The sequence below is a fragment of the Acinetobacter halotolerans genome (assembly GCF_004208515.1).
Classification (GTDB): domain Bacteria; phylum Pseudomonadota; class Gammaproteobacteria; order Pseudomonadales; family Moraxellaceae; genus Acinetobacter; species Acinetobacter halotolerans.
In genome coordinates, this window is record NZ_SGIM01000014.1 from 1 (window position 1) to 23524 (window position 23524).

Here is a 23524-nt window from a genome sequence, read left to right on the forward strand (position 1 = left end):
GGTAATGATGCCTGTGGTTCTAAATAATGTGCCTGTGTCGGTCACTTGATCGACAGCGACTTGAGAGCCAATGAATTGTTTTAATGGGATGGTGGCATTGGTTGATAGGCAGATCAGCTCTGCTGTCATGCCAGTATTGAGTTGATGTTGCCCTTGTATTTTTTGTAGGAAAACTTCTGTGTTTAAGGCAGAGTTGGCAAATTGAATATGTATCGCGCGTTTTTGGGCGGTTAAGCCTAATTGCGACAATGCTTGGAATATGTTGTTCAACATTTGTTATAAAATATTTACTAAAATTTAGCGAATTCTATCCCAAATAGACAATGCAGTCCACCCATTGAAAGTAGAACATTTATTCAAATTTGTTAAGGTGCCGTTTAAAAATACCCTCACTCATCAGCCTATATACCTCTTCCAAATCAGGACGATTGGATTGAGACAATAACGCTTGATGCATCGTTAAAATATTTTGATCACCACGCATTGCAGGTCCTGTTTGCATTTGCTTTGGGTCTGTGTTCGTTGCTTTTTTCGCCGTTTCTAAAATCAATGGGAATAACAAGCTAAAATCAACCTGTTCAGCATCTACAACTTGTTTTGCCATGTCATAGCAATAATTACTGAAATTACATGCAAATACCGCAGCCAAATGCAACGTTTGGCGTTGTTGCGAGCTATATTGATAAACTCGATTGCTTAAACTATTTGCCAAGTTGGTTAATAGGGTTAGATCTTGTTGGTGGGCTGCTTCTACAAATAACGGCGTTTCCAACCAATCGACTTCGCGCTCAAAACTAAAAGTTTGTAGAGGATAGAACACCCCAGCTCTTTGATGTCGTTGCTGAAGCGCTATCAAACTTGTACTACCAGAAGTGTGTACGATGAGATTTTGCGGCAAATAAGCGGCGATAGATCCTACAACATCAGCTATTCCTAGATCACTTACAGCAACAATTACTAAGTCTGTTTGCGAAGTGAGTTGATCTGCACTATCAATTGCTTGTGCATGGACCTGCCCAGCTAATTGTTGAGCATGTTTCAAATTTCGACTAAAAACTTGAACAATTTCATGCTGTGATTTTAATGCCTTTACTAAATGTGTAGCTACTCGTCCAGCACCAACTAATGTGATTCGCATAAACTCGATCTAAATAGATTTCCTAACGCGAAGCATGCCAATAAAGAAAGTTGAAATCAATCTACAATAATAGCCACTATTTACTAATCTGATAGAGCCATAGCAAAGAAAAGCTTGCAAATATTAAGGCAAAAAAAGGAAAGGCTTTGTGTTGCTTGGTGTTTGGAGGCATAACCGGCAGCGATAAAATAGGGGGTGCTAAACGTGTTTTTACAGCCAGCTGATCTAAGTATAGAACGTCATTCATCCAAATAGGTAGTAACGCATAAATTGACTCTTTATGATCTCTAAGATAGTAGATGATACTCATCGTATCATTACCCACCTCATTGGAAAGCACCGCTAAACTTTTAGGAATCGCCCTATTTAAGGTTTTTTCCACTTCATTCGCAGGAACTCTGCCAGCAGCTAATCGTAAAAGTAATGCATTTTTTACTTGGTCATTTTTTTCAAATAAATCATAAACTGAAGGGGTCAGCTTTTCTTTTAATTGATCAACAAGTTCTGGCTTTACCAAAAATCTAGACAAAAGAATAGGATAAAATCTTGATAAAATATCGTTTTTTTCATTCACTAAGCAAGTTTGATCATTCACAATCACCGATGAAACTTTCAGTTTAAGTAACTCCATTGGATTTATAGGCATTGTATTAGCTCCAACAATTCAAATGATTTACATCTCTTTTTTATAATTTTATGCAAAGCGGGTCTCATTTCTTCTTGTTACTTTAATATAGTTTTTATCGTTTTTATCTATTTTTAAAAATTTAAATACAATATATATACATCATTTTTAAGACAGCAGAGCAAGCCCATTAAAAGGCTTACTCTGCTCAATTTGAATTATGTTTATGCGAATGTCGCTACAACTTTACCAGTCAACTGTTGCCCAAGTAATGGAGTATTTTTGCCTTGCGAAACGATTGTTTCTTTAGATACCATCCACTGCAACTCAGGATCGACCAACACCCACCCTGCTTCTTGCTGCCAACGGTCTGTTATATTGGCAACTTTCGCAGGAATTGAAGTGACCTTTTCAACCCACTCCAATGGGGTAAATACATCCTCTTGAATTAGTTGTACGCCTAATCCCACGTAAGTATCAAAAGCAGTAATACCTGATTGAGTTTCCTCAAACGGTGCTATTTTCGCCGAGCTGCTTAATGGCTCATGATGAGTACAAATCGCATCAATCACCCCTTCTTTCACAGCTTGACGTAATAACTGCTTATCTTGCTCAGAACGTAAAGGGGGGCGTACGTGCGCCAGTGAATTAAATCCATCAATCAACTGTTCAGTCAAATGCAGTTGATGCATGGCAACATCAGCTGTCACTGGTAAGCCTTTGGCTTTGGCGGCACGAATCAATTCAACAGATGCACCACAAGACAGTAGACCAAAGTGAGCTTTAACCCCTGTTGCTTCAATCATTAGAAGGTATTTGGCAATTGCCACCGTTTCTGCGATTGCAGGAATCATTGGCAACCCTTGACGCGAGGCAATGAATCCCTCATGAACACAACCATCTTTAGCAATTTGTGGTTCTTCAGCATAGAACACAACGGTTAAGCCCAAACCAGCAGCATATTCAAGCGTCCGAATCACAACGTCATCATTTTCAAAGGCCGCATTGGCATTGGAAACTGCTGTACAGCCGCCTTTTTTCAAAGCTGCCATATTGGCTGGTTGTTTGCCATTCAAACCTTGGGTTTGTGCACCAATGATTTGCAAATAAATACCACCATCGAGTTGTGCTTTTTCAATTAGGCCATGAATCAATGCCCCATTGTCTTGCACGATCGGTTTTGAGTCTGGAGGAGTAATGACATGCAAAATACCATTGGCACGTGCAGCCCGACCCTCTGACTTTAGTGTCCCATGTTGTTGTTGCCCTGGTTCACGTAGACGAGCACACAAATCCACCATGGTCGGCATCAGCCATTTACCTTGACCATTGATTGTTTCATCAATATGTTCGACTGCATCGATGAACTTGCCATTTTCGATATAGACCGTTTGCACGTGATCAGTGTTCTGAATCGGATCGAGCACACGGACATTTTCAATTTTTACAATACTCATGTGATCTATCCTTTACAGTGAAATCGCTTCAATCAAACCTTGTTCTTGTAACTGCCCTTGCATCGCTAGTGCAAGCACCGCCATACGCACCGCAATGCCATTGGTGACCTGTTTCAGAATCACAGATTGATCACCATCAGCAACACTTGAGTCAATTTCTACTCCACGATTCATCGGACCGGGATGCATCACGATACAATCTGGTTTAGCCAAAGCAAGACGCTCTTTATTTAAACCATACATTTTGTAAAATTCTGATTGTGATGCCAACGCTGGTGAATCAATACGTTCATTTTGAATACGCAATGCGATGATCACATCACAATCGGTAACACCACCATTCATTTGATTAAATAAACGTACATGTTCACCATACTCATTAAAACCGACAGGTAATAACGTGTTCGGTGCAATCACACGGATGTCTTTACACCCTAAGGTTTGTAATGCCGCAACATTCGAACGTGCCACACGAGAATGCTTAATATCGCCAATAATCGCCACACTCAGTTGCTCAAAAGGCTTTTTGGTCTCACGGCGAATGGTCAACATATCCAACATCGCTTGAGTAGGGTGTGCATGCCGACCATCACCTGCATTGATAATGGCAACATTAGGGCAAACATCTTTGGCAATAAAATGCGCCGCACCTGAAGACGAATGACGTACCACAAAAATGTCCGCAGCCATCGCTTCTAAGTTCCAAAGCGTGTCACGAAGAGTTTCACCTTTTGAGGTGCTTGAACGTGCAATATCAATATTCAAAACATTGGCAGACAAACGTTTTGCTGCGGCTTCAAAGGTGGTACGCGTACGAGTCGAATTTTCAAAGAAAAGATTCATCACCGTCAGCCCTTCTAATAGCGGACGGTTGATCAAATTATTATTTTCATCTAAAAAGCTTTGCGCTGTATCTAGAATTTTGGTCAGGCTTTCCTTGGAAAGACCCTCAATGGTTAAAAAGTGCTTTAAATTTCCTTGTTGATTCAATTGAACCTGACTTGGTTGATGCAGGGCTGCAATATGCATAAAGGATTCCTATGGGTCGAATCACCAAAACTTGCATAGTGTAGCCCAATTCTTTGGTTTTAGCAGAACAACTTTTCACCCTTATGCTGCCATTAATTAGGGAGTTGCAACAAATTTTATCTAACGTAATGCACCAATATAGTGATGTGAAACCTGAGCCTCATAAATTTCCTCAGCAGTCACTTCATTAGAATAGACGTCCGATGCATCAACCTGCTCATTTTCCAACCTACCTTTCTGCGCTGCAATCACGGCAGCCTTTGGTTCAGGATATAAATCAATAAGCGGGCTTAAACGAGCGACATAACGCTCTAACTCTGAATCTTTTGTTGCCAAAGCAATATCAACAATATGTTGGGCATACTCTTTATTGCTAACCAGATACATCACATCAATCACACGACTCGATACGCGTCTCAAGCGAACATACATTTGAGTTGCAATTGCAAAAGCTTCAGCTTTGACCAACACATCGTTACTCATACTCTCTTTCATAAATCCCCCCAAGTTCCCCATTAAACTGCTTAAATTTCATCAGCTTTTAGCAGAAAAATTTGCTAATGATCTACAGGCTAATTAGCAAAATCTGTACCAATAATTAAAATAATTTATAAATATGAAAACAATAGATTAAAGCAAGCTCGCGAATCCTAATCCCAAAAATAGTGTCTAATCGATGATAAAGCTGACAATCACACAAATATGCACCGACAGAACCAATAAAAATCGGTTAAAATACGCGATTGCTAAAATCGCTTTTGGAAATTTGAATGAATTCAACACAACGTCTTACAAGCTACTGGGTAACCTGTGCGGATGGACTTGAAACCCTACTTCAACAAGAACTGGAAAGTTTAGGTGTTCAAGACATCCAACGTTTTGCTGGACGTTTAATTTTCCAAGGTACGCTTGAGCAGGCTTATCGTATTTGCCTGTGGTCTCGCCTTGCCTCTCGCGTATTGTTACCGATCCATAAACATGAGCTTGAATTTACTCACGATGCGCGCGATGTGGCAGAAGAACTCTTTGAAGGTGCGATTAGCTTCGATTGGTCTTTAATTTTTGCACCACAAAGTACCTTTGCTGTGCGTCTGCATGTTGAACGAGACATTAAGGTCAATACGCAATTTGCGACTTTACGTGTGAAAGATGGCGTTGTGGATTCCTTTATGGAAGCCGTCGGTAAACGCCCAAGTATTGACATTAAGCAGCCTGAAATTACGCTTTATGTTTTAGCTGGGAAAACTGAACATACCTTCTGCCTCGATTTATCGGGCGATTCTTTGCACAAACGCGGCTATCGTCACTTTATGACTGATGCACCAATCAAAGAAAACTTAGCTGCAGCGATTTTACAAAAAGCACAATTATTACAATATCAACCCGATATCATTCTTGATCCGATGTGTGGTTCAGGGACATTTATTATTGAATCATTAATGATTTTAACGGATCGTGCACCGGGTCTTGTGCGTCGTTTTGGCTTTAATGGCTGGCATGGGCATGATCGTGAACTGTGGTTATCTCTCAAAGCCGAAGCAACTGAACGCCATGAAAAGGCATTACAACAACCGCTTCCAAAATTATACGCCTACGATGCAGATTGGGAAGCAGTCAAAGCAACACGTCAAAATATTATTGCCGCTGGTTTTGAAAGCGTGCTTGATCAAATTCAAATCGAAGAACGCACCTTAGCCGATTGGGAAGATTTTCAAGCTGAAGGTAAAAAAGCCTTTATCGTGACTAATCCGCCTTATGGTGAGCGTTTAGGTGATAAAGCCTCTAGCCGTTCATTTTACTTGGGTTTATCTGGATTATTACAAAAGAATTTTCCAAATCAACCTGCTGCAGTGATTGCGGCACAAATCGAACAGGCGGATGTACTTGCAATCAATGATCCGCAAACCTTACGTTTGATGAACGGTAAACTGCCGATTTACATTCGTTTCGGAACCATCAAACCAGCAAGCGTTACACAACCATTTTTAGCAAACTGGCAACCGCTACAATTTGAAAAGATTGAAGGTGCTGAAGACTTTACCAATCGTTTGCAGAAAAATATGCAAGCATTGAAAAAATGGGCTGTCAAAGAAAACATCTATTGTTTACGTCTTTATGATGCCGACTTGCCAGATTTTAATATCGCAGTCGATTTATATGGCGATAGGTTGCATGTACAAGAATACGCGCCGCCTAAAACCATCGACCCAGAAAAAGCCAAAAAACGTTTTAATCTTGGGCTTGCAGCCATTCGCGCTGTAACTGGGCTAAATCGTGATGCCATTTTCATCAAAACCCGTGCAAGACAAGCTGGAACAACTCAATACACCAAGCAAAGTACCGCGTCTAAACGTTTTATCGTTCAAGAAGGCAACGCACGCATTTTGGTAAATCTGACCGATTATTTGGATACAGGCTTGTTCTTGGATCATCGCCAAATGCGTTTAAGAATTGCCAAAGAAGCACGCGGCAAACACTTCCTAAACCTGTATAGCTATACTTCTACAGCAAGCTTACATGCGGCTCTAGGCGGCGCGGCAAGCACAACAAGTGTTGATTTATCAAACACTTACTTAAATTGGTCTAAAGAAAACTTTGTACTGAATGGTTTAACCGTTGATCATGCGGATGAACAACACATGTTCTTTGCTAGTGATTGCTTTGAGTGGTTAAAAGAAGGTCATGAACAATACGATTTGATCTTTATTGATCCACCGACCTTCTCTAACTCGAAAAAGTTTTACGGTACATTTGATGTACAACGCGATCATCTCTCACTGTTAAAACGTGCCATGAACCGCCTAACCACTGAAGGCACTTTATATTTTTCTAACAACTATCGTGGTTTTGAGCTGGATGAAGAAATCGAGGCGATGTATGACATTGAAGAAATCACCTCTGAAACTATCGGCTTAGATTTCAAGCGCAATCAAAAAATCCATCGCGCATGGAAAATCAAGCATCCTGCGGTATAAGTAAAGCGACCATCACCGTTCTTTGACATGAATGGTGATGGTTCCATGAACATTATCATTCGAATCAAATTCATATACCACAAAACGATCTGAGGGTTGTCTATGCGGCTTTATACTCGCATCTTTTTTCTCTCGCGGATCAGTGACTTTGGTTTTCTTTTGTTCTTCATGCGGCGATAGTACGCTATCGAGTAATGTACTAATCCTGACTTCACGCAAATAGCGGTCACTTAAGGCACGTTGAACTCTCCAACGTTCTTGCTCTGGTTTCATCGCATCTTGTTCGGCTTTGATAATAATATTCGGCAAAGTATTATTTGCTAACCCTGTTTGAAGTGCTAGTGTCCCCTCTGACATTGGTTGAGCAGCCCACCCGATTGAAGCAGGTAGAACCATCATGCACAAAACTACACAGATACTTGCGTAATGATGTTGCTTATTTTCCATTGCAATTCATCCTGAATCTTTTTCTTATTTGCTCTGAAACTACCAAGTTTTTCATCAAGTCGCAATCTAATTGGTAATATTCCTTAAAAAATCAGATAAGTTGCAGAAAAATAAAAAAGATGGCGATTTTCATCACCATCTTTTGTTTGATTGTTAAAATTTTAGCTTAACTCAGTTTCATTTTATCGAAGACAAGATGACCATGTTCAGCTTTGATCAAAATATTATCTCCTGCTTGGAACTCACCTGATAAAATTTTCTGAGCCAAACTATTTTCCACTTGTTGTTGGATGGCACGTTTCAATGGACGTGCACCGTAGATTGGATCAAATCCAGCATCAATCAACAAATCAAAAGCAGTATCATCCACAGTTAAACTCATATCGCGTTCACTCAAACGTGAACGTAAACGATCCAACTGAATATCTGCAATACCACGAATTTGCGCTTTTTGTAACGAGTGGAAAACAACCAATTCATCGATACGATTGATAAACTCTGGACGGAAATGCTGACTGACAGCACTCATTACCACAGCACGCATCTCTTCATTCGTTGCACCCTCACCCAGTTCGCGCACATCTTGTGAACCCAAGTTTGAGGTCATTACGATCACCGTATTTTTAAAATCGATGACTCGACCTTGAGAGTCGGTTAAGCGACCATCATCCAATACTTGCAATAAGATATTAAAGACATCTGGATGCGCTTTTTCCACCTCATCAAATAACACCACACTATAAGGCTTACGTCGAACAGCTTCTGTTAAGACACCGCCTTCTTCATAACCCACATATCCAGGAGGTGCACCGACTAAACGACTGACAGAGTGTTTTTCCATGAATTCACTCATGTCAATACGGATCATGGCATCATCACTATCGAATAAGAAGTTTGCCAAAGCTTTGGTCAACTCAGTTTTACCGACACCTGTCGGTCCAAGGAACAGGAATGAACCACTTGGACGATTCGGATCAGACAGCCCTGCACGCGAACGACGAACCGCATTGGATACAGCCACTACCGCTTCATCTTGACCAACCACACGATTATGTAAGAATGATTCCATATTCAGTAGTTTTTCACGTTCACCTTGCAACATTTTGGAGACAGGAATCCCTGTTGCAGCACTGACCACTTCAGCAATTTCATTCTCAGTCACTTTGGTACGAATCAACTTCGGTTCTTCATTTTCCTCAGCAACTTCTGCTTGCTCCAAACGTTTCTGCAACTCTGGAATAACACCATATTGCAACCGCGCAGCTTCTGCCAAATCACCTTCACGTTTGGCTTTTTCCAACGCCATTCGTGCTTGGTCTAACTCCACCTGTGCTTTTTTATCACCTTCAACCAATGTTTTTTCAGATTTCCAAATCTCTTCTAGATCATTGTACTCTTTCTGCTTTTCAGCGATTTGCTGCTCAAGATGATTCACTTCAGCTTTACTACCCGCATCTTGATCTTTTTTCACTGCTTCCAATTGCATTTTCAATTGAATCAAACGACGATCAAGTTTATCTAAAGCCTCAGGTTTGGAGTCGATCTCCATTTTGATCCGTGAAGCTGCCTCATCAATCAAATCAATCGCTTTATCGGGCAACTGACGATCTGTAATATAACGATGTGACATTTTCGCTGCTGCAATAATGGCAGAGTCTAAAATCTGCACACCGTGATGGGTGGCATACTTCTCTTTTAAACCACGTAAAATCGCAATGGTGTCTTCAACGCTTGGCTCATCGACCAGCACTTTTTGGAAACGACGTTCCAGCGCAGCATCTTTTTCAATGAATTGACGATATTCATCTAAAGTGGTCGCACCAACACAACGTAATTCACCACGTGCCAAGGCAGGTTTCAACATATTCCCCGCATCCATTGCACCATCGCCTTTACCTGCACCAACCAAGGTATGCAATTCGTCGATGAATAAAATAATTTCACCGTCATGCTTGGCAAGGTCTTTGAGTACAGCTTTGAGACGTTCCTCAAACTCACCACGGTATTTTGCACCTGCGAGCAATGACCCCAAGTCCAAAGAAAGCACACGCTTATTCTTTAAACTTTCAGGAACTTCTCCATTGACGATACGTTGTGCCAAACCTTCAACAATGGCCGTTTTACCCACACCAGGTTCACCAATAAGTACGGGATTATTTTTGGTACGACGAGACAACACTTGAATGGTACGGCGAATTTCATCATCACGACCAATCACAGGGTCTAACTTTCCTGCTAACGCACGTTCATTTAAATCAATGGTATATTTATTTAGTGAGTCACGTTGATCTTCATGGTTATTACTCATGACTTTGTCACTTCCTCGAATATTTTCAATAACTTTACGTAAACTTTCTGGAGTTACACCAACACTATTTAAAATGGTTTTGGTTTCGCCCGTTTCTGCTAAACCCAACAGTACCCAATCGGTTGATAAAAATTCATCACCCGCCTTTTGTGCATAGCGGTCGGCTAAATTCAACGCTTTAACTGCCTCTGGGTTGAGATTGATGTCACCTGTCGGATTTGCCAAAGTCGGGGCATTTTGTATTGCTTGCTCAAGCTTTTGCTTCAACTCTGGTAAACGAGCACCCGCTTGTTGCAACAAACTCAAATTGGCAGGCTCTTCGAGTAAAGTCGTTAGGATATGGATCCCAGCAATTGCTGTATGGTCTTTACCCATGGCCAATGATTGTGCATCTGAGAGTGCTTGCTGTAAGCGGTTTGTAAATTTTTCAAAACGCATTCTTGTTATTCCTCACAACAAATTTTGACTTATCACTAAGATGGGAACACTTTTTAAAATTTCAAATAAAATTTATATATTTTTCAAAATCTTATTAATAATAAAAAAGATAAAACTTAATCATAATATGGGTATATAAATATTTTATTTCAAGTCTATTTTGTATCATTTTTCTGTCTATGCGGATTCAAACAAATTGCTTGTTGTGATTTTGCAGTGAACCTTTTAGCCTATATATTTACGTTCATTAAAATTGTCATTATGTTTCTAAAAAAAATATTCCTTACCACGGCTTGTCTTCTTCCTATTCATCTCGCTTTTGCTCAATTACCCCAAGATTCGAGACGTGCGGGCGGGATTGCCATTATTCCACTCACGGCAAGCACAACACAAGTTTATTATGAACAAAAACCCGTGTTGCTGAGCGAAGAAAATGGGCAACGTTATGCTATTTTTGGAATCCCATTATCCGCACCTGTTGGTACACTCACCTTAAATACCAATAACACACCGATTCAAATTGAAGTTAAACCATACAAATATCCAGAACAACGTTTAACTATTAAAAATCAAGATCATGTCAATCCAAATCCAAGTCAATTAGAACGCTATGCACGTGAAGCTAAGGAGCAAAATACGGTTTATACCTCATTTAGTAATAGCACATGGAAAAGTTTTCCAAAATTTATTGTCCCTACTTCAGGTAAATTTAGTAACTCATTTGGTCGAAAACGGTTTTTCAATGGTGAAGAACGAGCACCACACTCTGGTTTAGATATTCCTGCTCCTGTCGGACAAAGAGTTGTTGCGCCTGCTGATGGCATCGTTGTACAAACGGGAGATTATTTTTTTAATGGCAAGACGGTTCTAATTGATCATGGTCAGGGACTCATTAGTATGTTCTGCCATCTCAGCAAAATCGATGTGGAACAAGGGCAAACCATTCGTCAGGGTGAAATTCTCGGATTGGTAGGTAAAACAGGACGTGTAACAGGTGCACATTTACATTGGGGAATGAGTCTAAATAATGCTCGGGTAGACCCTCAATTGTTTCTTAAATAAAAACAAAAAAAGTGATCTATCAAAATAGATCACTTTTTAGTAATGCTTAACAATACGAACTTATGCAGCTTCTACAATTTCAAAGTCATGGGTAATTTCAATACCACCATCAGACAGCATTTTACTGGCTGAACAATATTTTTCTGCTGAAAGCTCCACGGCTTTTTCAACTTGTTTGGCTTTTACTGCATTACCTGTCACAATGAAATGTAAATGGATTTTGGTGAAGACTGCTGGGATTGTGTTCGCTCTCTCAGCTTTCAACTCACATACGACACCCGTCACATCTTGTCGAGATTTCTTTAAAATGGTCACAATATCAAACGAAGCACACCCACCAAGTCCCATTAAAATCAACTCCATAGGACGTGGACCTCGGTTTTCACCCCCATACTCAGCAGAACCATCCATCACCACACTATGGCCACTTTCTGATTTTGCCTCAAAAGCAACATTCTCTAACCAATGTACACTTGTTTGCATTGCAACTACCCAAAAAACGTTATAAATTTACTGTGTTCTTGTACACTAACATAAAATGAGTTGATAAGGAATTTCATCTCTTCTGTGTAGAAAAAGCTCAAATGAGCCTGTGCGATCGGTTTTATCCAAATTCGGAAATTTTAAGCATGACTTCAAATTTTTCACAACTTAGCACTGATGCTTTGTCTCCAGGCCAACTGCCTGAATCAGTAAAAGCTTTGCTAAAACGTGCTCATATTAATAGATATCCAAAACGCACCACGATTGTTGACGCTGGAATGGAATCAAGATCACTGTATTTAATTTTAAAGGGCTCAGTGTCGATCATATTACGCGAAGATGATGAGCGTGAGATTGTCGTCGCCTATTTAAACCCTGGGGATTTCTTTGGTGAAATGGGATTGTTCGAAACAAACCCTCAACGTACTGCTGAAGTACGCACTAGAGATGTTTGTGAAATTGCAGAAATTACGTATGACAACTTTCATGAACTCAGTAAACAGTATCCTGATTTGAGCTATGCGGTATTTGCTCAACTTGTACGCCGTCTTAAAAATACAACACGTAAAGTCACTGACCTTGCATTTATTGATGTTTCAGGTCGTATTGCGCGTTGCTTAATTGATTTATCTTCACAACCAGAAGCCATGATTCTGCCGAATGGTCGCCAAATTCGCATTACGCGCCAAGAAATTGGTCGTATCGTTGGCTGTTCCCGTGAAATGGTTGGTCGTGTACTTAAGACACTTGAAGACCAAGGTATGATCCAAACCGAAGGTAAAGCAATCTTAATTTTTGATGCTTCTTTAGAGGAAAATACCTTCCCTGAAGAAGAGTTTGATGATGAAGATTAATCTCATCTGATATTCATCAAACCCCACATAAAACAAAGCCAGTGTAAAAACACTGGCTTTGTTTATAAATGAATAGCAGAATCTATGTAGATGTGATTACATAATTACAATGATTATAGAGCGAATCAGAATGTTAAGTCTGATCAACATTTTTTATAATTCACCGTAATTACGACTATACTCATAAGATACTGATTTGGAGAGAATAAGTATGAAGAAGTTAGCTTTGAGCCTTTGTGCGGTCACTGTAATGACAATATCTGGCTGTGCATCGTTCGCAGAGATGGCTGGTGCAGACAGCGCAACGCTAAATGCCCAATCTGCGCAAGGCTTCAGTAAGATGACTCAAGAAGCTCGTGCTAAAAATCAGCTTGATACCAGTTCTGCCACATATCAACGCATCAATACGGTATTTAATCGTTTAAAACCACATGCCGATAAAATGAACCAAACAGGTCAACGCTTTGACTGGCAGCTCGCCGTATTAAAATCGGATACAGTCAATGCTTATGTTGCGCCTGGTGGTAAAGTTGTTTTCTATACGGGTATCGTGAACAAACTTAATCTCACCAATGATGAAATTGCTGCAATTATGGGCCATGAGATGACCCATGCCCTAGAAGAACATGCGAAAAGTAAAATCGGTGCGCAAGCACTGACCAACTTAGCAATTGGTATTGGTACATCTTATGCTGGTGCCAATATCGGTGAAGCAGGTAATGCTGCAATTAATTTGGGCAGTCAAGTGGGTATTGGTTTACCTTATTCACGCAACCTAGAAAGCCGTGCCGACTTCGGTGGCTTAATGCTGATGGCTCATGCAGGTTACAACCCAAATGCTGCGATTACATTGTGGGAAAAAATGAGTCGTTTAGATGGTAAGAGTGGTTCTGCATTCCTATCAACTCACCCATCAAATACTCAACGTATTGCAGATATGCGCAAAAACCTACCAGCAGCAATGGCAATTTATAATAACCGTCGTTAATCACATCACAGCCATTAAACGCCTTTTTGCGTTTAATGGCTGATTCAGCCACAACGTTAAATTCAAATAATTTCTGCAATCTGCATATCCGCATCTAACATTTGATTTAAAGCTACTAGGTTTTTAATTTTACCTGTTCGATGTGCAATCACTGGTACTTCCATTTTCATTGCTTCCATCGTGGCAATTACATCACCCAGCTCGACTTGAGCATTTTCTTGAACGGTCCAGCTACTTAAAATTCCATTGATTGGCGCGATAACAGCATTTTCATTATGCAACGACGACGAAGCCTCATCAGATAAATGATTCTCCGTAACACTGGCCATTTTCAACAATCCGACAGGCAATCCCACTTGATGAAGCTTGCCATCAATCTCAATCATGTACCGTTGTAACCCGGATGCTTCTGGTTTTTTACTGCGTGGATGCATTGCAAAGTTATGCTGAAACTCCTGCTCTATCCAACGGGTATGCACTTTAAATGCATCAATAAAGTCTGCTTCGGACAATATCGCACGATGAAAAGCTAAAACAGATGCAACACCCTCTAACTCAAAGTGAGCAAATGCTCTTTTGGCACGCTGAATGACGATTTCACGCGTTGGCCCAGTCACAATCAGTTTTGCCATTAATGAATCAAAATGACTTGAGACAAGACTCCCTTGGATAACACCTGTATCTAAACGAATACCAATCCCCGAAGGTGGATTAAATCGAGAGATGTGACCAAATGCTGGAATAAAGCCTCGCGCTGGGTCTTCGGCGTTGATACGAAACTCAATTGCGTGGCCTTGTGGTTTTGGCGTTTCTTGGATTGATAACGGTTGTCCCAGTGCAATTCGAATCTGTTCAACAACCAAATCAATCCCTGTTGTTTGTTCAGTAACAGGGTGCTCCACTTGTAAACGTGTATTGACCTCGAGAAAAGATAGCTTGCCATCTTGGCTTAACAAATATTCCACTGTGCCAGCGCCAACATACTTCGCCGCGCGACAGAGATCGAGCGTAGATTGTATTAATTGTTGATAAATATCATCATCAATAAATGGCGCAGGTGCTTCTTCTACCAATTTCTGATTACGGCGTTGTAAAGAGCAATCACGGGTTCCAACCACTACAATATTGCCATGCTGATCGGCAATTACTTGGGCTTCCAGATGTCTGGGCTTATCCAGATACTGTTCAACAAAACATTCTCCTCGACCAAAAGCCGCTTGAGCTTCTCGCACTGCCGAAGAATAAGAATCAGCAACTTCATCTAGCTGCCTAACCACTTTTAAACCACGTCCACCGCCACCATATGCAGCCTTAATCGCAATAGGCAATCCGTATGTTTGTGCAAATGTCACCGCTTCATTGGCAGAACGAAGTGGCTGTTCAGTACCATGAACCAACGGTGCTCCAACAGCTTGTGCAAGCTTACGCGCTTCGATTTTATCGCCTAGTCTAATCATGCTTTGAGGAGTTGGTCCGATCCAAATCAACCCTGCATCTATAACAGCTTGCGCAAAATCAGCACGTTCAGACAGAAAGCCATAACCTGGATGAATCATAGTCGCTTGGCTTTGCTTAGCAATATTCAAAACTTTATCAATATCGAGATAGCTCTCTTTCGCGGTTTGACCAGATAAAGCCCAAGCCTCATCAGCGAGTGTTACATATAAGCTTTCCATGTCATCGTCGGCATAGATGGCTACAGTGTGAATACCTAAATCTTTACATGCTTGAATAACACGAACAGCAATTTCACCACGATTGGCGATCAACAGCCTATGTTGCTTATACATTTTTTTTGATATCCATAAAGTCTGATATTTTGCGAAACTGGATATAACATCCTGCTGCAACTTGAGCGATCAAATCAAGATGATATGGTGCTACAGCCGCAATAACTGGATAACCTCCAGTAATCGGATGATCATTCATAAACAAGACGGGCTGCCCATTTGGTGGAATTTGTATCGCGCCAGTGCAACATCCTTCACTCGGCAATTCCTGCTTGATCTGACGTTGTAAGGGCTTATCGCCAACGAGCCTTAATCCTATACGATTACTGTCCGCAGTCACCAACCAAAATTGAGCAAGCAGTAGATCCATACTTTCTGGCGTAAACCAATCCATTCGAGGCCCCAACACAATATCAACGACAACCTGATCTCCCACTTTGGGTAAAGCATTTGCTGCTTGGTCTAAATCGACACATTCTGTTTTCAATTGTGCTGATCGTATCTCATCTCCAACCTTTAGGGGTACTGTTCCTAGTTCAGCCAAACTGTCATAACTGGCACTATTTAATACCTGCTCGACGGCTATACCACCACGAACTGCCACATAGTTACGGATTCCAGCCTGAGCTTTGGTCAGATAAATTTCATCGCCCTGATCCAATGCAATTGGTTGATATAATGGTTGCTTGACTGTATAGCCGTTCGCGTATGATACCCATAGCTCCGTTTCAGCTCCTGTTACCGCAATAACAGTTTCTTCCATCACTTTTAAGCGTAAACCACCATTATATATTTCTAGTGCAGCAGCATTTTTAGAATTACCCACACATGCATTGGCGCAGTGAAATGCGCTCCGATCCATCGCACCTGCCTGTCCAACGCCTAGTTGAGCGACATTTTTACGTCCCTCATCTTGTACTAATACTTGCAAACCAACATTTAGCACAGTGAATACGATCGGATTTTCCAGTCTTTGTCTTGAAAAAAGTTTAGTGCAAGGAACCGTAACTTGAGTCGGATGCTTGCTTATATCTTTAAAAACCACCTGATCACTTGGCAATAGTAAGGCAGCTTGCTCTCGATAGACATCCCACATCGTTTGATCTGTACGTCCGATCAACTGCCATCCGCCAGGACTCTCTTTCGGATAAATACCACTATATTCGCCTGCCAATCCTACAGAACCTGATGCTATTTTTTTGCGTGGTGAGACTAAACGTGGAATGCTTCCAAAAGGATGATCTGGACTGATCAAATAAGCAAAACCAGGAGCAAAACCAATAAAGGCAACTTGCCAACGACTATGCGTATGTTTATGGATGACCTCATTCACATCGATACCCAAATATTCAGCGACATGCGCAAGATCCGCACCGTCATAGCAGACATTGATGACGACTTCTTTACCCATATTCAGAAGATTTTGTTCTAATTTTTGAGCTGAAATCCACTGAATCAATTTTTTTTCATCAGTAAAAACAGGATCAAAATAAACCAATATAGTACGTGCAGCAGGTATAAGCTCCTGAATATCAGGATGTGCTGTACGCTTTAAACAATGATAAAGCGCAACGGTTTCCTCTAAACTCGACAACTCAATCAAAAAGCAATTCAAATTAACCGATAAAAATCTCATTTCATCACTCGTTAAAGCATTCCTGCAAAGTATTTAATGGGTAAACGCTCGAACTTCGATGTGTTGTTCTTCTAATTTTTGACGAATTATTTGAGCTATTTGCACAGCTCCCATCGTATCACCATGCAAACAAATCGTATCTGCTTGGATAGACGTAAAGTTTCCTTCAATGGATTCCACGCCGCCTTTTAGGATCATATCAAGAACACGTTGAGCCACAATCTCTGCATCATGTAAAACAGCCCCAATTTCACGACGAGAAACTAAAGTACCGTCATCATGATAAGCTCTGTCGGCAAAAGCTTCTGATACAACTGTCAAACCTTGCTTTTGAGCAAAATCAATCAATGGTGAGCCAGCCAAAGCCACCAACGTTAAGTCTGCATCAAATTGTAGAATTGCATCAATCACCGCTTGGGCTTGCGTTAAATCTGTCGCGATAGTGTTATATAAAGCACCGTGTGGTTTGACATAGCTTACTCTGGTTCCCGCAACATGCGCCAAACCTTGTAAAGCTGAAATTTGATAAAGTACATCGGCAAGTAGTTCATCATAAGATAAGGTCATTTTGCGCCGACCAAAACCAACTAAGTCAGGATACGATACATGTGCCCCGACATTTATATGAAGTTTAGCTGCTTGTTTTAATGTTTTAAGAATATGGAGCGGGTCGCCTGCGTGAAAGCCACATGCAATATTTGCACTACTCACAATAGGAAGAATTTGCTCATCATTGCCCATGCTCCATGAGCCATAGCTTTCGCCTAAATCGCTATTTAAATCAATACGCATAATGACCTTATATTTTTAATTTTCCGAAAAAGCAGATCGTTTCTACCTACCATTTAAAATGCTAACAGAAAACTCGGTTGAAAATCTTTAGGTCCTGATAGATTTTACAGTCAATAGCGCTCTTTCATAATTATTGAGCCGCTTTATATTTCCCATAGACAGAAACAAAGAGAATTTATGAACGTAGCTAATGAATACTTAATCTATATCATTTCACTTAACTAAAATTTATTTTTAAAGCATTAAATCGCAGTTGTTGTCATTTTAAATTATCTACATTTTATTAAAAAAACCCACCAAAATAAGGTGGGTTTAAGGCTTAATTTTTAATACAGCTTTTCTTGACCTTTCAATCTGGTTTTAAAACGACGATGAAACCACATATATTGGGTCGGCTGCGTTCTGATTTGATTTTCGAGGATCAAATTCACTCGTGTTGCATCTTCCACCTCATCAAGACCCGGAAAATGATCTAATGGTGGTTCCAATAAAATGTGATATTGGGGATCTCGAATATCGCCTTCACGATAAAAGAATAAAGGAATGGCGGATGCTTTGGTAATTTTCATCAATCGGCGATGTGCGGTTAATGTTGCAGCCTGTACACCAAAAAACGGTGCCATAACGCCTTGTTTCAAGCCAAAATCTTGATCAGGACTGTACCAAATTGCATGGCCATTTTTCAAACTATGAATTAATCCTTTCATATCATCTTTCGAAATTTGATTCTTATAAATCGTCGCTCGACATCTACGGATCAACATATCTAATAAAGGATTGTTTTGTGGACGATAAACAACATCAAAATCAAAAAAGCAACTGCTTACATAACCGCCAGCATCCAACAATGTGGTATGGCTACTGAGCAATAAAACCCCCTTACCCTGTGCTTGCTGAAGATGCTCTAATCCATGAATATGTATGCGCTTTTTAAACCAACTCGGACAATACCAAGCATTCAATGCTTCAAAGACACCCAGCATCATATTAAAAAAGACTTGTTTAGCATCTTCTTGGATTTCAAGTTCACTTTTCTCTGGAAAACACAGTTCGAGATTTCTAATCGTCGTTTTACGTCTAGATTTTAGATATTTCCATCCTAGTTTAGACAAACCTTCTGCTAATCGCCATTGGATGGCCCAAGGAAGTATTGCAAATATCATCAAAACCAGTATAGCTATCCATATCCCCCAATATTTAGGCAATAGAAAAGACCACTGAAACTTACTTGCCTCATGGTGTCGCTCAACATTCATAGCGGATAGCTTATTAGGAAAATCCAGCAAGACTAGCACATGTAATTTCTTAATGTTTTTAATTCTCGTATCCGTAGTCATCCATATTCACAATTTTTTGCCAAGTCATTCCTATAAATCACGATAGGCATGACCATATAAAAATCGTCTATATATGCTAAATAAAATATTTGTGCTCTTTGTGTACAGCCATTGCGAATATTGAGCTGGTCTTTTTTGAATTAAACTATAAGTTTCAATGGATAATATATATATGATTTTATTAATGAAATATGATGTTGATATAAACACCTTACTGAGCACATATCTCAACATATCGCTCTCACAACTACCCAAGTGTAATCAATCCAAATCTGTACCATGAAAGCTCAATAACCAACAAAGAAGATAATAATGTCAGGTTTCAAAAGTTTTTCTGAAAAGACCACCAAAGACGAAAATGCTAAACAAACTCAGGTCAAAGAGCATTCTCAAGCGGATTCCACTACCGAACCAAAACCTGATACCACACCAAGCCCAAAAGGCAATCAAACTGAAGATAGTGAAAAAGCGGATCCAAATAACAAGTAATTTGTTATCGGCAAAGCTTATCAGTGATTAGGCTTTGTCATTTCAATATCACAAAATCAACACCACCAAAACTTTGCACATTTCATCCCGCCCCACTTGGCTATGAAATTTGCATCATGAGGTGAGTGTTCTTTGTGGCTACACCAAAGCTACTTCAGACGTAGATGTAGCATATGCGTCGCAATGGTATGGCGTATTTGATCTGCACGGTCTTGGAAATAACGTTCGCTTAAACCGTCTCCTGATAAATCCTCAACCACGTCATAGCCCATTTGTATCACGGTTTGATGAAGTCGTTTAGGTCTAAACTGTCCTAACAAAGGTTCTTTTAGAAAGCGGGTAAATTCAGAAACAAATAAACTGCCAAAACGTTCAACGCCCTGCAACTCGCGATAATCAATTGAATAATCCAAGACAACTTCACTATTTGACGCTGCGATTTTTGCAATACTTTTTAATGTATTCAAAGTTGTTTTTGGTTCAAGGTAATGGGTTGTACCCAACCATGAAAAAAATGCAGGCCGATCTTGTTGAAATCCACTTCGTTCTAAAGCTTCTGCGATTGATTCCTTTTCAAAATCAATTGCGACAAACTCAACATTGGTTGGGATCTCACCAAACTCAGATAGTTTTTTCTGTTTAGCGACTTGAGTATCAGGATGATCAACTTCAAAAATTTTTAAATTGGGATACTGTCCTGTTTGACGGAGAATAAAAGAATCCAATCCCGCACCAACTAAAACATATTGTTGAATACCTTTCGCAATCGCTTGTTGAAGCAAATCTTCTGCATAGCGGGAACGACCGACGACTTGTCCAGTTAATAATCCTAACGTTCTGTTAAATATCGACGAGTTCATTACTTTGGCTGTCAATGATGTGGTCAATAACTTTTTCCAAGCTGAACTGGTTAATTCAAATGCATACGGATCTGAAAATATGGGATGAGATGCATACAAAAAATGGTTTGCTCTTAATGCTGCAGCAGCCTCAGCCGTGCGACTTGATTGTCCTTTTTTCATATTTTCCTTTCTATTTTAAATAATCAAAAAAATAAGCAGCAAATTCGATCCTCAGATAAAATTTACTGCCCGTTTACTTATCTAAAATTATTTAGTTTTTTCAGTTTGATAAGTCACTTCATAATCATTCAAATCCATATGCTTTAAACGTTGTTTCAGTTTCTTCAATGACCAAGGCCAAGCAGCAAAGTTACGTCCATTGGCATCTAAATAATAGCTCTTACAACCACCAGCATTGAACACAGTGGTTTTTAGATGCTTTTGTACCAATTCATTATGCTTTTTGATCACGTCAGACTTAATGTTTAATTTACCAATATTTTGCTCTTTGATTTTCAATAAACCATCAACAATATAATCAAGCTGCGCTTCTGCCAAACCAATAAACGAATCATAAACTAGAACATTTGGTCCTAACACTAAGAACGCATTAGGTACGTTTTCAATGCTGGTACCCAAATATGCTTCTGGAGAACTGCTTTTCCATAAGTCATTTAGGCACTCACCTTTTTCATTAGAAACACGCTTACCAATCGGCGGATGTGAAACTTCAAAGCCTGTTCCCCAAATGATCACATCTACTTCTTGACGTTCACCATTTGCAGAAATAACAGTATTGCCTTCTACTTTCACTAACCCATGTGGAATCAGTTTGACATTCTCTTGCTGTAATGCAGGGTAATAGTTATTTGCGAACAATAAACGCTTACAACCAATGGTGAAGTTAGGCGTTACATTTTTACGTAATTCAGGATCTTCGATCTGGAATTTTAAAATCAGTTTAGCCAGTTCACCTACAGGTTTTAACACGGCTGGATTACGTAGCCCGAAATTGATCGCATTGAGTGATTGAGCAACTGCTTTACGCCATGTTTTTTGAATCAGTGGATATTTTGCAATCAGTGATTTGCTCACTTCACCTAAATCAGTATCAGGCTTCGGTACGACCCACGGCGCTGTACGTTGGTAAACATACAATTCCTTCGCTAAAGGCTGAATCTGAGGCACAAATTGAATTGCAGATGCACCCGTACCAATCACAGCGATACGCTTACCCGTCAAATCATAATCATGATTCCATTTAGCTGAATGGAACATTTCACCTTTAAATGTTTCTAAACCATCTAATTTTGGAATCTGTGCTTCGGTAATTGGTCCAGTGGCAAAAACCACAGTTCTAGACAAATATTGACCTTTGTTGGTATCAATCACCCATAAATTACGTTGGTTATCCCAAGCTGCATTGGTCAGCTCAGTACCAAATTCAATTTTTGAACTGACATTGAAGTTTTCGCTGACTTCTTCTAGATAGCTTAGAATCTCAGGCTGACGTGCGAATAAGTGACTCCATTTTGCACTTGGCGCAAATGAATATGAATACAATGCTGATGGCACATCACATCCACAACCCGGATAAGTGTTTTCACGCCACGTACCACCGACACGATTGGCTTTTTCAATGATTTTGTAATTGGTATAGCCCACTTGATCAAGTCGAATCGCGGTGGCAATCCCTGAAATCCCAGCACCTACAATAAAGCTGTCATAGATATGTGCAGGTAATGCTTTTTTCTCAGCTGAGTTTAATTTTTTTGCTTGAGCTGTCATTTAAAACTTCCTATCCATCGTTTAGATTCACGGCGGCGTCTTGCCGAGTTCTCATCTAAATTTCGTAATTAGCCTTCGGCTCGACCTACTTTTCTTTCGGGAAAAGTAGGCAAAACCATTTGTCATCCACAAAACCTGTTCACTTGTTTCATATATTTAATTCCTTCATAAATACAAAACCTTATACTCTTCTGATACTACGCAGGTTGCGGATGACATTTCCGTGTATCAAATTCTGGCAAAAGTTTTGGTATTTACTTGGGTTACTTCATAAATCTGTACGAGTTGCCTAAGAATTTCGCATATAAATTCGGTGCTGTACGTTTCATTAGCCAGAAAAGCTTAGCGTCAATCTGAGGAATGGTATAAAGCTGATCTTTATCCAAACGGTTTAAAGTCAGTTTCGCAACCTTATCACTGGTGGTAAACGCCAGATTGGTCAAGGCATAATCCAATATCCCTTTATGCGGTACTTTGCCATTTTTAATGATGTTGGTCGGAACCAGCGTTGGACACAGGACATTAACCTTAATGTTGAACTTTCTAAGCTCAGCAGAAAGCGTCTCGGATAACGCACGAACACCCGCCTTGCTGACGTTATAGACCGCCATTTCAGGTGCAGCGGTATAAGAAGCAGCAGATGCGACATTGATTATGGCACCATGCCCAAGTTGTTTAAACTTAGGTACGAAAGTACGGCAACCATGAATTACGCCCCACAAATTGACATCCATACACCATTGCCAATCTTCTGTGGTCATCTCATCAAACTTGCCACCCAATCCAATACCAGCATTGTTAATCACAAGCGTGACAGGGTTCTGCATCACCTGTTCTGCTTGCTCTGCCAATTGTGTAACTTGTTCAGCCTTACTGACATCACATTGGATAGCAAAGGCTTTTTGACCCAGTTGCTCGATCAGTGAAACCGTTTCATTGGCTGCATCCAGATTGATATCTGAACACACAACAGTTCCACCGCGCTTTGCCAGTTCAAGCGCAAAACTTCTTCCAATCCCACTACCCGCACCCGTCACAACAGCAAATGCTTTTTGACTGGGCTTAGGTTTTTTAGCAAATAATTTCATATATACAATCCAACAATC

The 23524-nt window shown here is 40.2% G+C and carries 20 protein-coding genes and 1 pseudogene; 5 read left to right on the plus strand and 16 right to left on the minus strand.

What is annotated here, in order from left to right; translation table 11 throughout:
- From EXE30_RS14000 to EXE30_RS14025, 6 genes and pseudogenes are all read right to left on the minus strand, one after another.
- A pseudogene (locus EXE30_RS14000) lies at positions 1 to 273 on the minus strand (phage late control D family protein); the annotation flags it as partial.
- Between the two features lie 79 nt (positions 274 to 352).
- A complete protein-coding gene (locus EXE30_RS14005) occupies positions 353 to 1138 on the minus strand; it encodes a Rossmann-like and DUF2520 domain-containing protein (protein ID WP_130162929.1) in 786 nt (261 codons plus the stop codon).
- 76 nt (positions 1139 to 1214) lie between these two features.
- Positions 1215 to 1784 (minus strand): hypothetical protein, encoded by a 570-nt coding sequence (locus EXE30_RS14010; protein WP_130162930.1) that lies wholly within the window; start codon positions 1782 to 1784, stop codon positions 1215 to 1217.
- A gap of 203 nt (positions 1785 to 1987) precedes the next feature.
- Positions 1988 to 3220 carry a dihydroorotase gene (locus EXE30_RS14015; protein ID WP_130162931.1) on the minus strand — a complete coding sequence of 411 codons (1233 nt, stop codon included), beginning with the start codon at positions 3218 to 3220 and terminating at the stop codon, positions 1988 to 1990.
- Between the two features lie 12 nt (positions 3221 to 3232).
- Positions 3233 to 4249 (minus strand): aspartate carbamoyltransferase catalytic subunit, encoded by a 1017-nt coding sequence (locus EXE30_RS14020; protein WP_130162932.1) that lies wholly within the window; start codon positions 4247 to 4249, stop codon positions 3233 to 3235.
- 120 nt (positions 4250 to 4369) lie between these two features.
- The gene (locus tag EXE30_RS14025) at positions 4370 to 4744 is read right to left on the minus strand and encodes a hypothetical protein (protein WP_130162933.1); all 375 of its coding nucleotides are present in this window, start codon (positions 4742 to 4744) and stop codon (positions 4370 to 4372) included.
- 275 nt (positions 4745 to 5019) lie between these two features.
- On the opposite strand from EXE30_RS14025, the gene rlmKL reads away from it, so the two are divergent.
- On the plus strand, positions 5020 to 7224 hold the full coding sequence (gene rlmKL, locus EXE30_RS14030) for a bifunctional 23S rRNA (guanine(2069)-N(7))-methyltransferase RlmK/23S rRNA (guanine(2445)-N(2))-methyltransferase RlmL (protein WP_130162934.1): 2205 nt from the start codon (positions 5020 to 5022) through the stop codon (positions 7222 to 7224).
- Positions 7225 to 7236: 12 nt separating this feature from the next.
- Here rlmKL and EXE30_RS14035 read toward each other — a convergent pair whose 3' ends face one another.
- A complete protein-coding gene (locus tag EXE30_RS14035) occupies positions 7237 to 7671 on the minus strand; it encodes a hypothetical protein (RefSeq protein ID WP_130162935.1) in 435 nt (144 codons plus the stop codon).
- Between the two features lie 166 nt (positions 7672 to 7837).
- Entirely contained in the window at positions 7838 to 10417 is a 2580-nt protein-coding gene (clpB, locus tag EXE30_RS14040; protein WP_130162936.1) for an ATP-dependent chaperone ClpB, read from the minus strand.
- 261 nt (positions 10418 to 10678) lie between these two features.
- On the opposite strand from clpB, the gene EXE30_RS14045 reads away from it, so the two are divergent.
- Positions 10679 to 11479, plus strand: coding sequence for a peptidoglycan DD-metalloendopeptidase family protein (locus EXE30_RS14045; RefSeq protein ID WP_130162937.1), 801 nt, complete (start codon positions 10679 to 10681; stop codon positions 11477 to 11479).
- Between the two features lie 60 nt (positions 11480 to 11539).
- On the opposite strand, the gene EXE30_RS14050 is transcribed toward EXE30_RS14045, so the two are convergent.
- A complete protein-coding gene (locus tag EXE30_RS14050) occupies positions 11540 to 11962 on the minus strand; it encodes an OsmC family protein (protein WP_005196590.1) in 423 nt (140 codons plus the stop codon).
- 146 nt (positions 11963 to 12108) lie between these two features.
- Between EXE30_RS14050 and crp the strand changes: the two genes are divergently transcribed.
- Positions 12109 to 12816, plus strand: coding sequence for a cAMP-activated global transcriptional regulator CRP (crp, locus tag EXE30_RS14055; RefSeq protein ID WP_005196588.1), 708 nt, complete (start codon positions 12109 to 12111; stop codon positions 12814 to 12816).
- Between the two features lie 211 nt (positions 12817 to 13027).
- Positions 13028 to 13804: a M48 family metallopeptidase gene (locus tag EXE30_RS14060; RefSeq protein ID WP_130162938.1), complete on the plus strand. Its 777-nt coding sequence runs from the start codon at positions 13028 to 13030 to the stop codon at positions 13802 to 13804.
- A 62-nt stretch (positions 13805 to 13866) separates the two neighbouring features.
- Here the strand turns inward: EXE30_RS14060 and EXE30_RS14065 are convergent, their stop codons facing one another.
- The 4 genes from EXE30_RS14065 to EXE30_RS14080 form a co-directional block, all read right to left on the minus strand.
- Positions 13867 to 15594 carry an acetyl/propionyl/methylcrotonyl-CoA carboxylase subunit alpha gene (locus tag EXE30_RS14065; RefSeq protein ID WP_130162939.1) on the minus strand — a complete coding sequence of 576 codons (1728 nt, stop codon included), beginning with the start codon at positions 15592 to 15594 and terminating at the stop codon, positions 13867 to 13869.
- Positions 15587 to 17170 (minus strand): 5-oxoprolinase subunit B/C family protein, encoded by a 1584-nt coding sequence (locus tag EXE30_RS14070; RefSeq protein ID WP_130162940.1) that lies wholly within the window; start codon positions 17168 to 17170, stop codon positions 15587 to 15589. The genes EXE30_RS14065 and EXE30_RS14070 overlap by 8 nt, the downstream gene beginning before the upstream one ends.
- Positions 17171 to 17203: 33 nt before the next feature.
- Positions 17204 to 17962, minus strand: coding sequence for a LamB/YcsF family protein (locus tag EXE30_RS14075; RefSeq protein ID WP_130162941.1), 759 nt, complete (start codon positions 17960 to 17962; stop codon positions 17204 to 17206).
- A gap of 326 nt (positions 17963 to 18288) precedes the next feature.
- Positions 18289 to 19218 (minus strand): LpxL/LpxP family acyltransferase, encoded by a 930-nt coding sequence (locus EXE30_RS14080; RefSeq protein WP_130162942.1) that lies wholly within the window; start codon positions 19216 to 19218, stop codon positions 18289 to 18291.
- A gap of 393 nt (positions 19219 to 19611) precedes the next feature.
- Here EXE30_RS14080 and EXE30_RS15925 point away from each other — a divergent pair, with 393 nt between their 5' ends.
- Positions 19612 to 19788, plus strand: a complete 177-nt coding sequence (locus EXE30_RS15925) for a hypothetical protein (RefSeq protein WP_005196575.1) — start codon at positions 19612 to 19614, stop codon at positions 19786 to 19788.
- A 149-nt stretch (positions 19789 to 19937) separates the two neighbouring features.
- Here the strand turns inward: EXE30_RS15925 and EXE30_RS14085 are convergent, their stop codons facing one another.
- From EXE30_RS14085 to EXE30_RS14095, 3 genes are all read right to left on the minus strand, one after another.
- On the minus strand, positions 19938 to 20810 hold the full coding sequence (locus tag EXE30_RS14085; RefSeq protein WP_130162943.1) for a class I SAM-dependent methyltransferase: 873 nt from the start codon (positions 20808 to 20810) through the stop codon (positions 19938 to 19940).
- Positions 20811 to 20897: 87 nt separating this feature from the next.
- Positions 20898 to 22418, minus strand: coding sequence for a flavin-containing monooxygenase (locus EXE30_RS14090; protein ID WP_130162944.1), 1521 nt, complete (start codon positions 22416 to 22418; stop codon positions 20898 to 20900).
- Between the two features lie 263 nt (positions 22419 to 22681).
- A complete protein-coding gene (locus tag EXE30_RS14095; protein WP_004671704.1) occupies positions 22682 to 23506 on the minus strand; it encodes an SDR family NAD(P)-dependent oxidoreductase in 825 nt (274 codons plus the stop codon).
- Positions 23507 to 23524 lie beyond the last annotated feature (18 nt).

Excerpts from the sequence above, each read along its gene's own strand:
- EXE30_RS14005 (WP_130162929.1), bottom strand. The coding sequence starts at position 1,138 with ATGCGAATCACATTAGTTGGTGCTGGACGAGTAGCTACACATTTAGTA.
- EXE30_RS14010 (WP_130162930.1), bottom strand. The coding sequence starts at position 1,784 with ATGCCTATAAATCCAATGGAGTTACTTAAACTGAAAGTTTCATCGGTG.
- EXE30_RS14015 (WP_130162931.1), bottom strand. The coding sequence starts at position 3,220 with ATGAGTATTGTAAAAATTGAAAATGTCCGTGTGCTCGATCCGATTCAG.
- EXE30_RS14020 (WP_130162932.1), bottom strand. The coding sequence starts at position 4,249 with ATGCATATTGCAGCCCTGCATCAACCAAGTCAGGTTCAATTGAATCAA.
- EXE30_RS14025 (WP_130162933.1), bottom strand. The coding sequence starts at position 4,744 with ATGAAAGAGAGTATGAGTAACGATGTGTTGGTCAAAGCTGAAGCTTTT.
- rlmKL (WP_130162934.1), top strand. The coding sequence starts at position 5,020 with ATGAATTCAACACAACGTCTTACAAGCTACTGGGTAACCTGTGCGGAT.
- EXE30_RS14035 (WP_130162935.1), bottom strand. The coding sequence starts at position 7,671 with ATGGAAAATAAGCAACATCATTACGCAAGTATCTGTGTAGTTTTGTGC.
- clpB (WP_130162936.1), bottom strand. The coding sequence starts at position 10,417 with ATGCGTTTTGAAAAATTTACAAACCGCTTACAGCAAGCACTCTCAGAT.
- EXE30_RS14045 (WP_130162937.1), top strand. The coding sequence starts at position 10,679 with ATGTTTCTAAAAAAAATATTCCTTACCACGGCTTGTCTTCTTCCTATT.
- EXE30_RS14050 (WP_005196590.1), bottom strand. The coding sequence starts at position 11,962 with ATGCAAACAAGTGTACATTGGTTAGAGAATGTTGCTTTTGAGGCAAAA.
- crp (WP_005196588.1), top strand. The coding sequence starts at position 12,109 with ATGACTTCAAATTTTTCACAACTTAGCACTGATGCTTTGTCTCCAGGC.
- EXE30_RS14060 (WP_130162938.1), top strand. The coding sequence starts at position 13,028 with ATGAAGAAGTTAGCTTTGAGCCTTTGTGCGGTCACTGTAATGACAATA.
- EXE30_RS14065 (WP_130162939.1), bottom strand. The coding sequence starts at position 15,594 with ATGTATAAGCAACATAGGCTGTTGATCGCCAATCGTGGTGAAATTGCT.
- EXE30_RS14070 (WP_130162940.1), bottom strand. The coding sequence starts at position 17,170 with ATGAGATTTTTATCGGTTAATTTGAATTGCTTTTTGATTGAGTTGTCG.
- EXE30_RS14075 (WP_130162941.1), bottom strand. The coding sequence starts at position 17,962 with ATGCGTATTGATTTAAATAGCGATTTAGGCGAAAGCTATGGCTCATGG.
- EXE30_RS14080 (WP_130162942.1), bottom strand. The coding sequence starts at position 19,218 with ATGAATGTTGAGCGACACCATGAGGCAAGTAAGTTTCAGTGGTCTTTT.
- EXE30_RS15925 (WP_005196575.1), top strand. The coding sequence starts at position 19,612 with ATGTCAGGTTTCAAAAGTTTTTCTGAAAAGACCACCAAAGACGAAAAT.
- EXE30_RS14085 (WP_130162943.1), bottom strand. The coding sequence starts at position 20,810 with ATGAAAAAAGGACAATCAAGTCGCACGGCTGAGGCTGCTGCAGCATTA.
- EXE30_RS14090 (WP_130162944.1), bottom strand. The coding sequence starts at position 22,418 with ATGACAGCTCAAGCAAAAAAATTAAACTCAGCTGAGAAAAAAGCATTA.
- EXE30_RS14095 (WP_004671704.1), bottom strand. The coding sequence starts at position 23,506 with ATGAAATTATTTGCTAAAAAACCTAAGCCCAGTCAAAAAGCATTTGCT.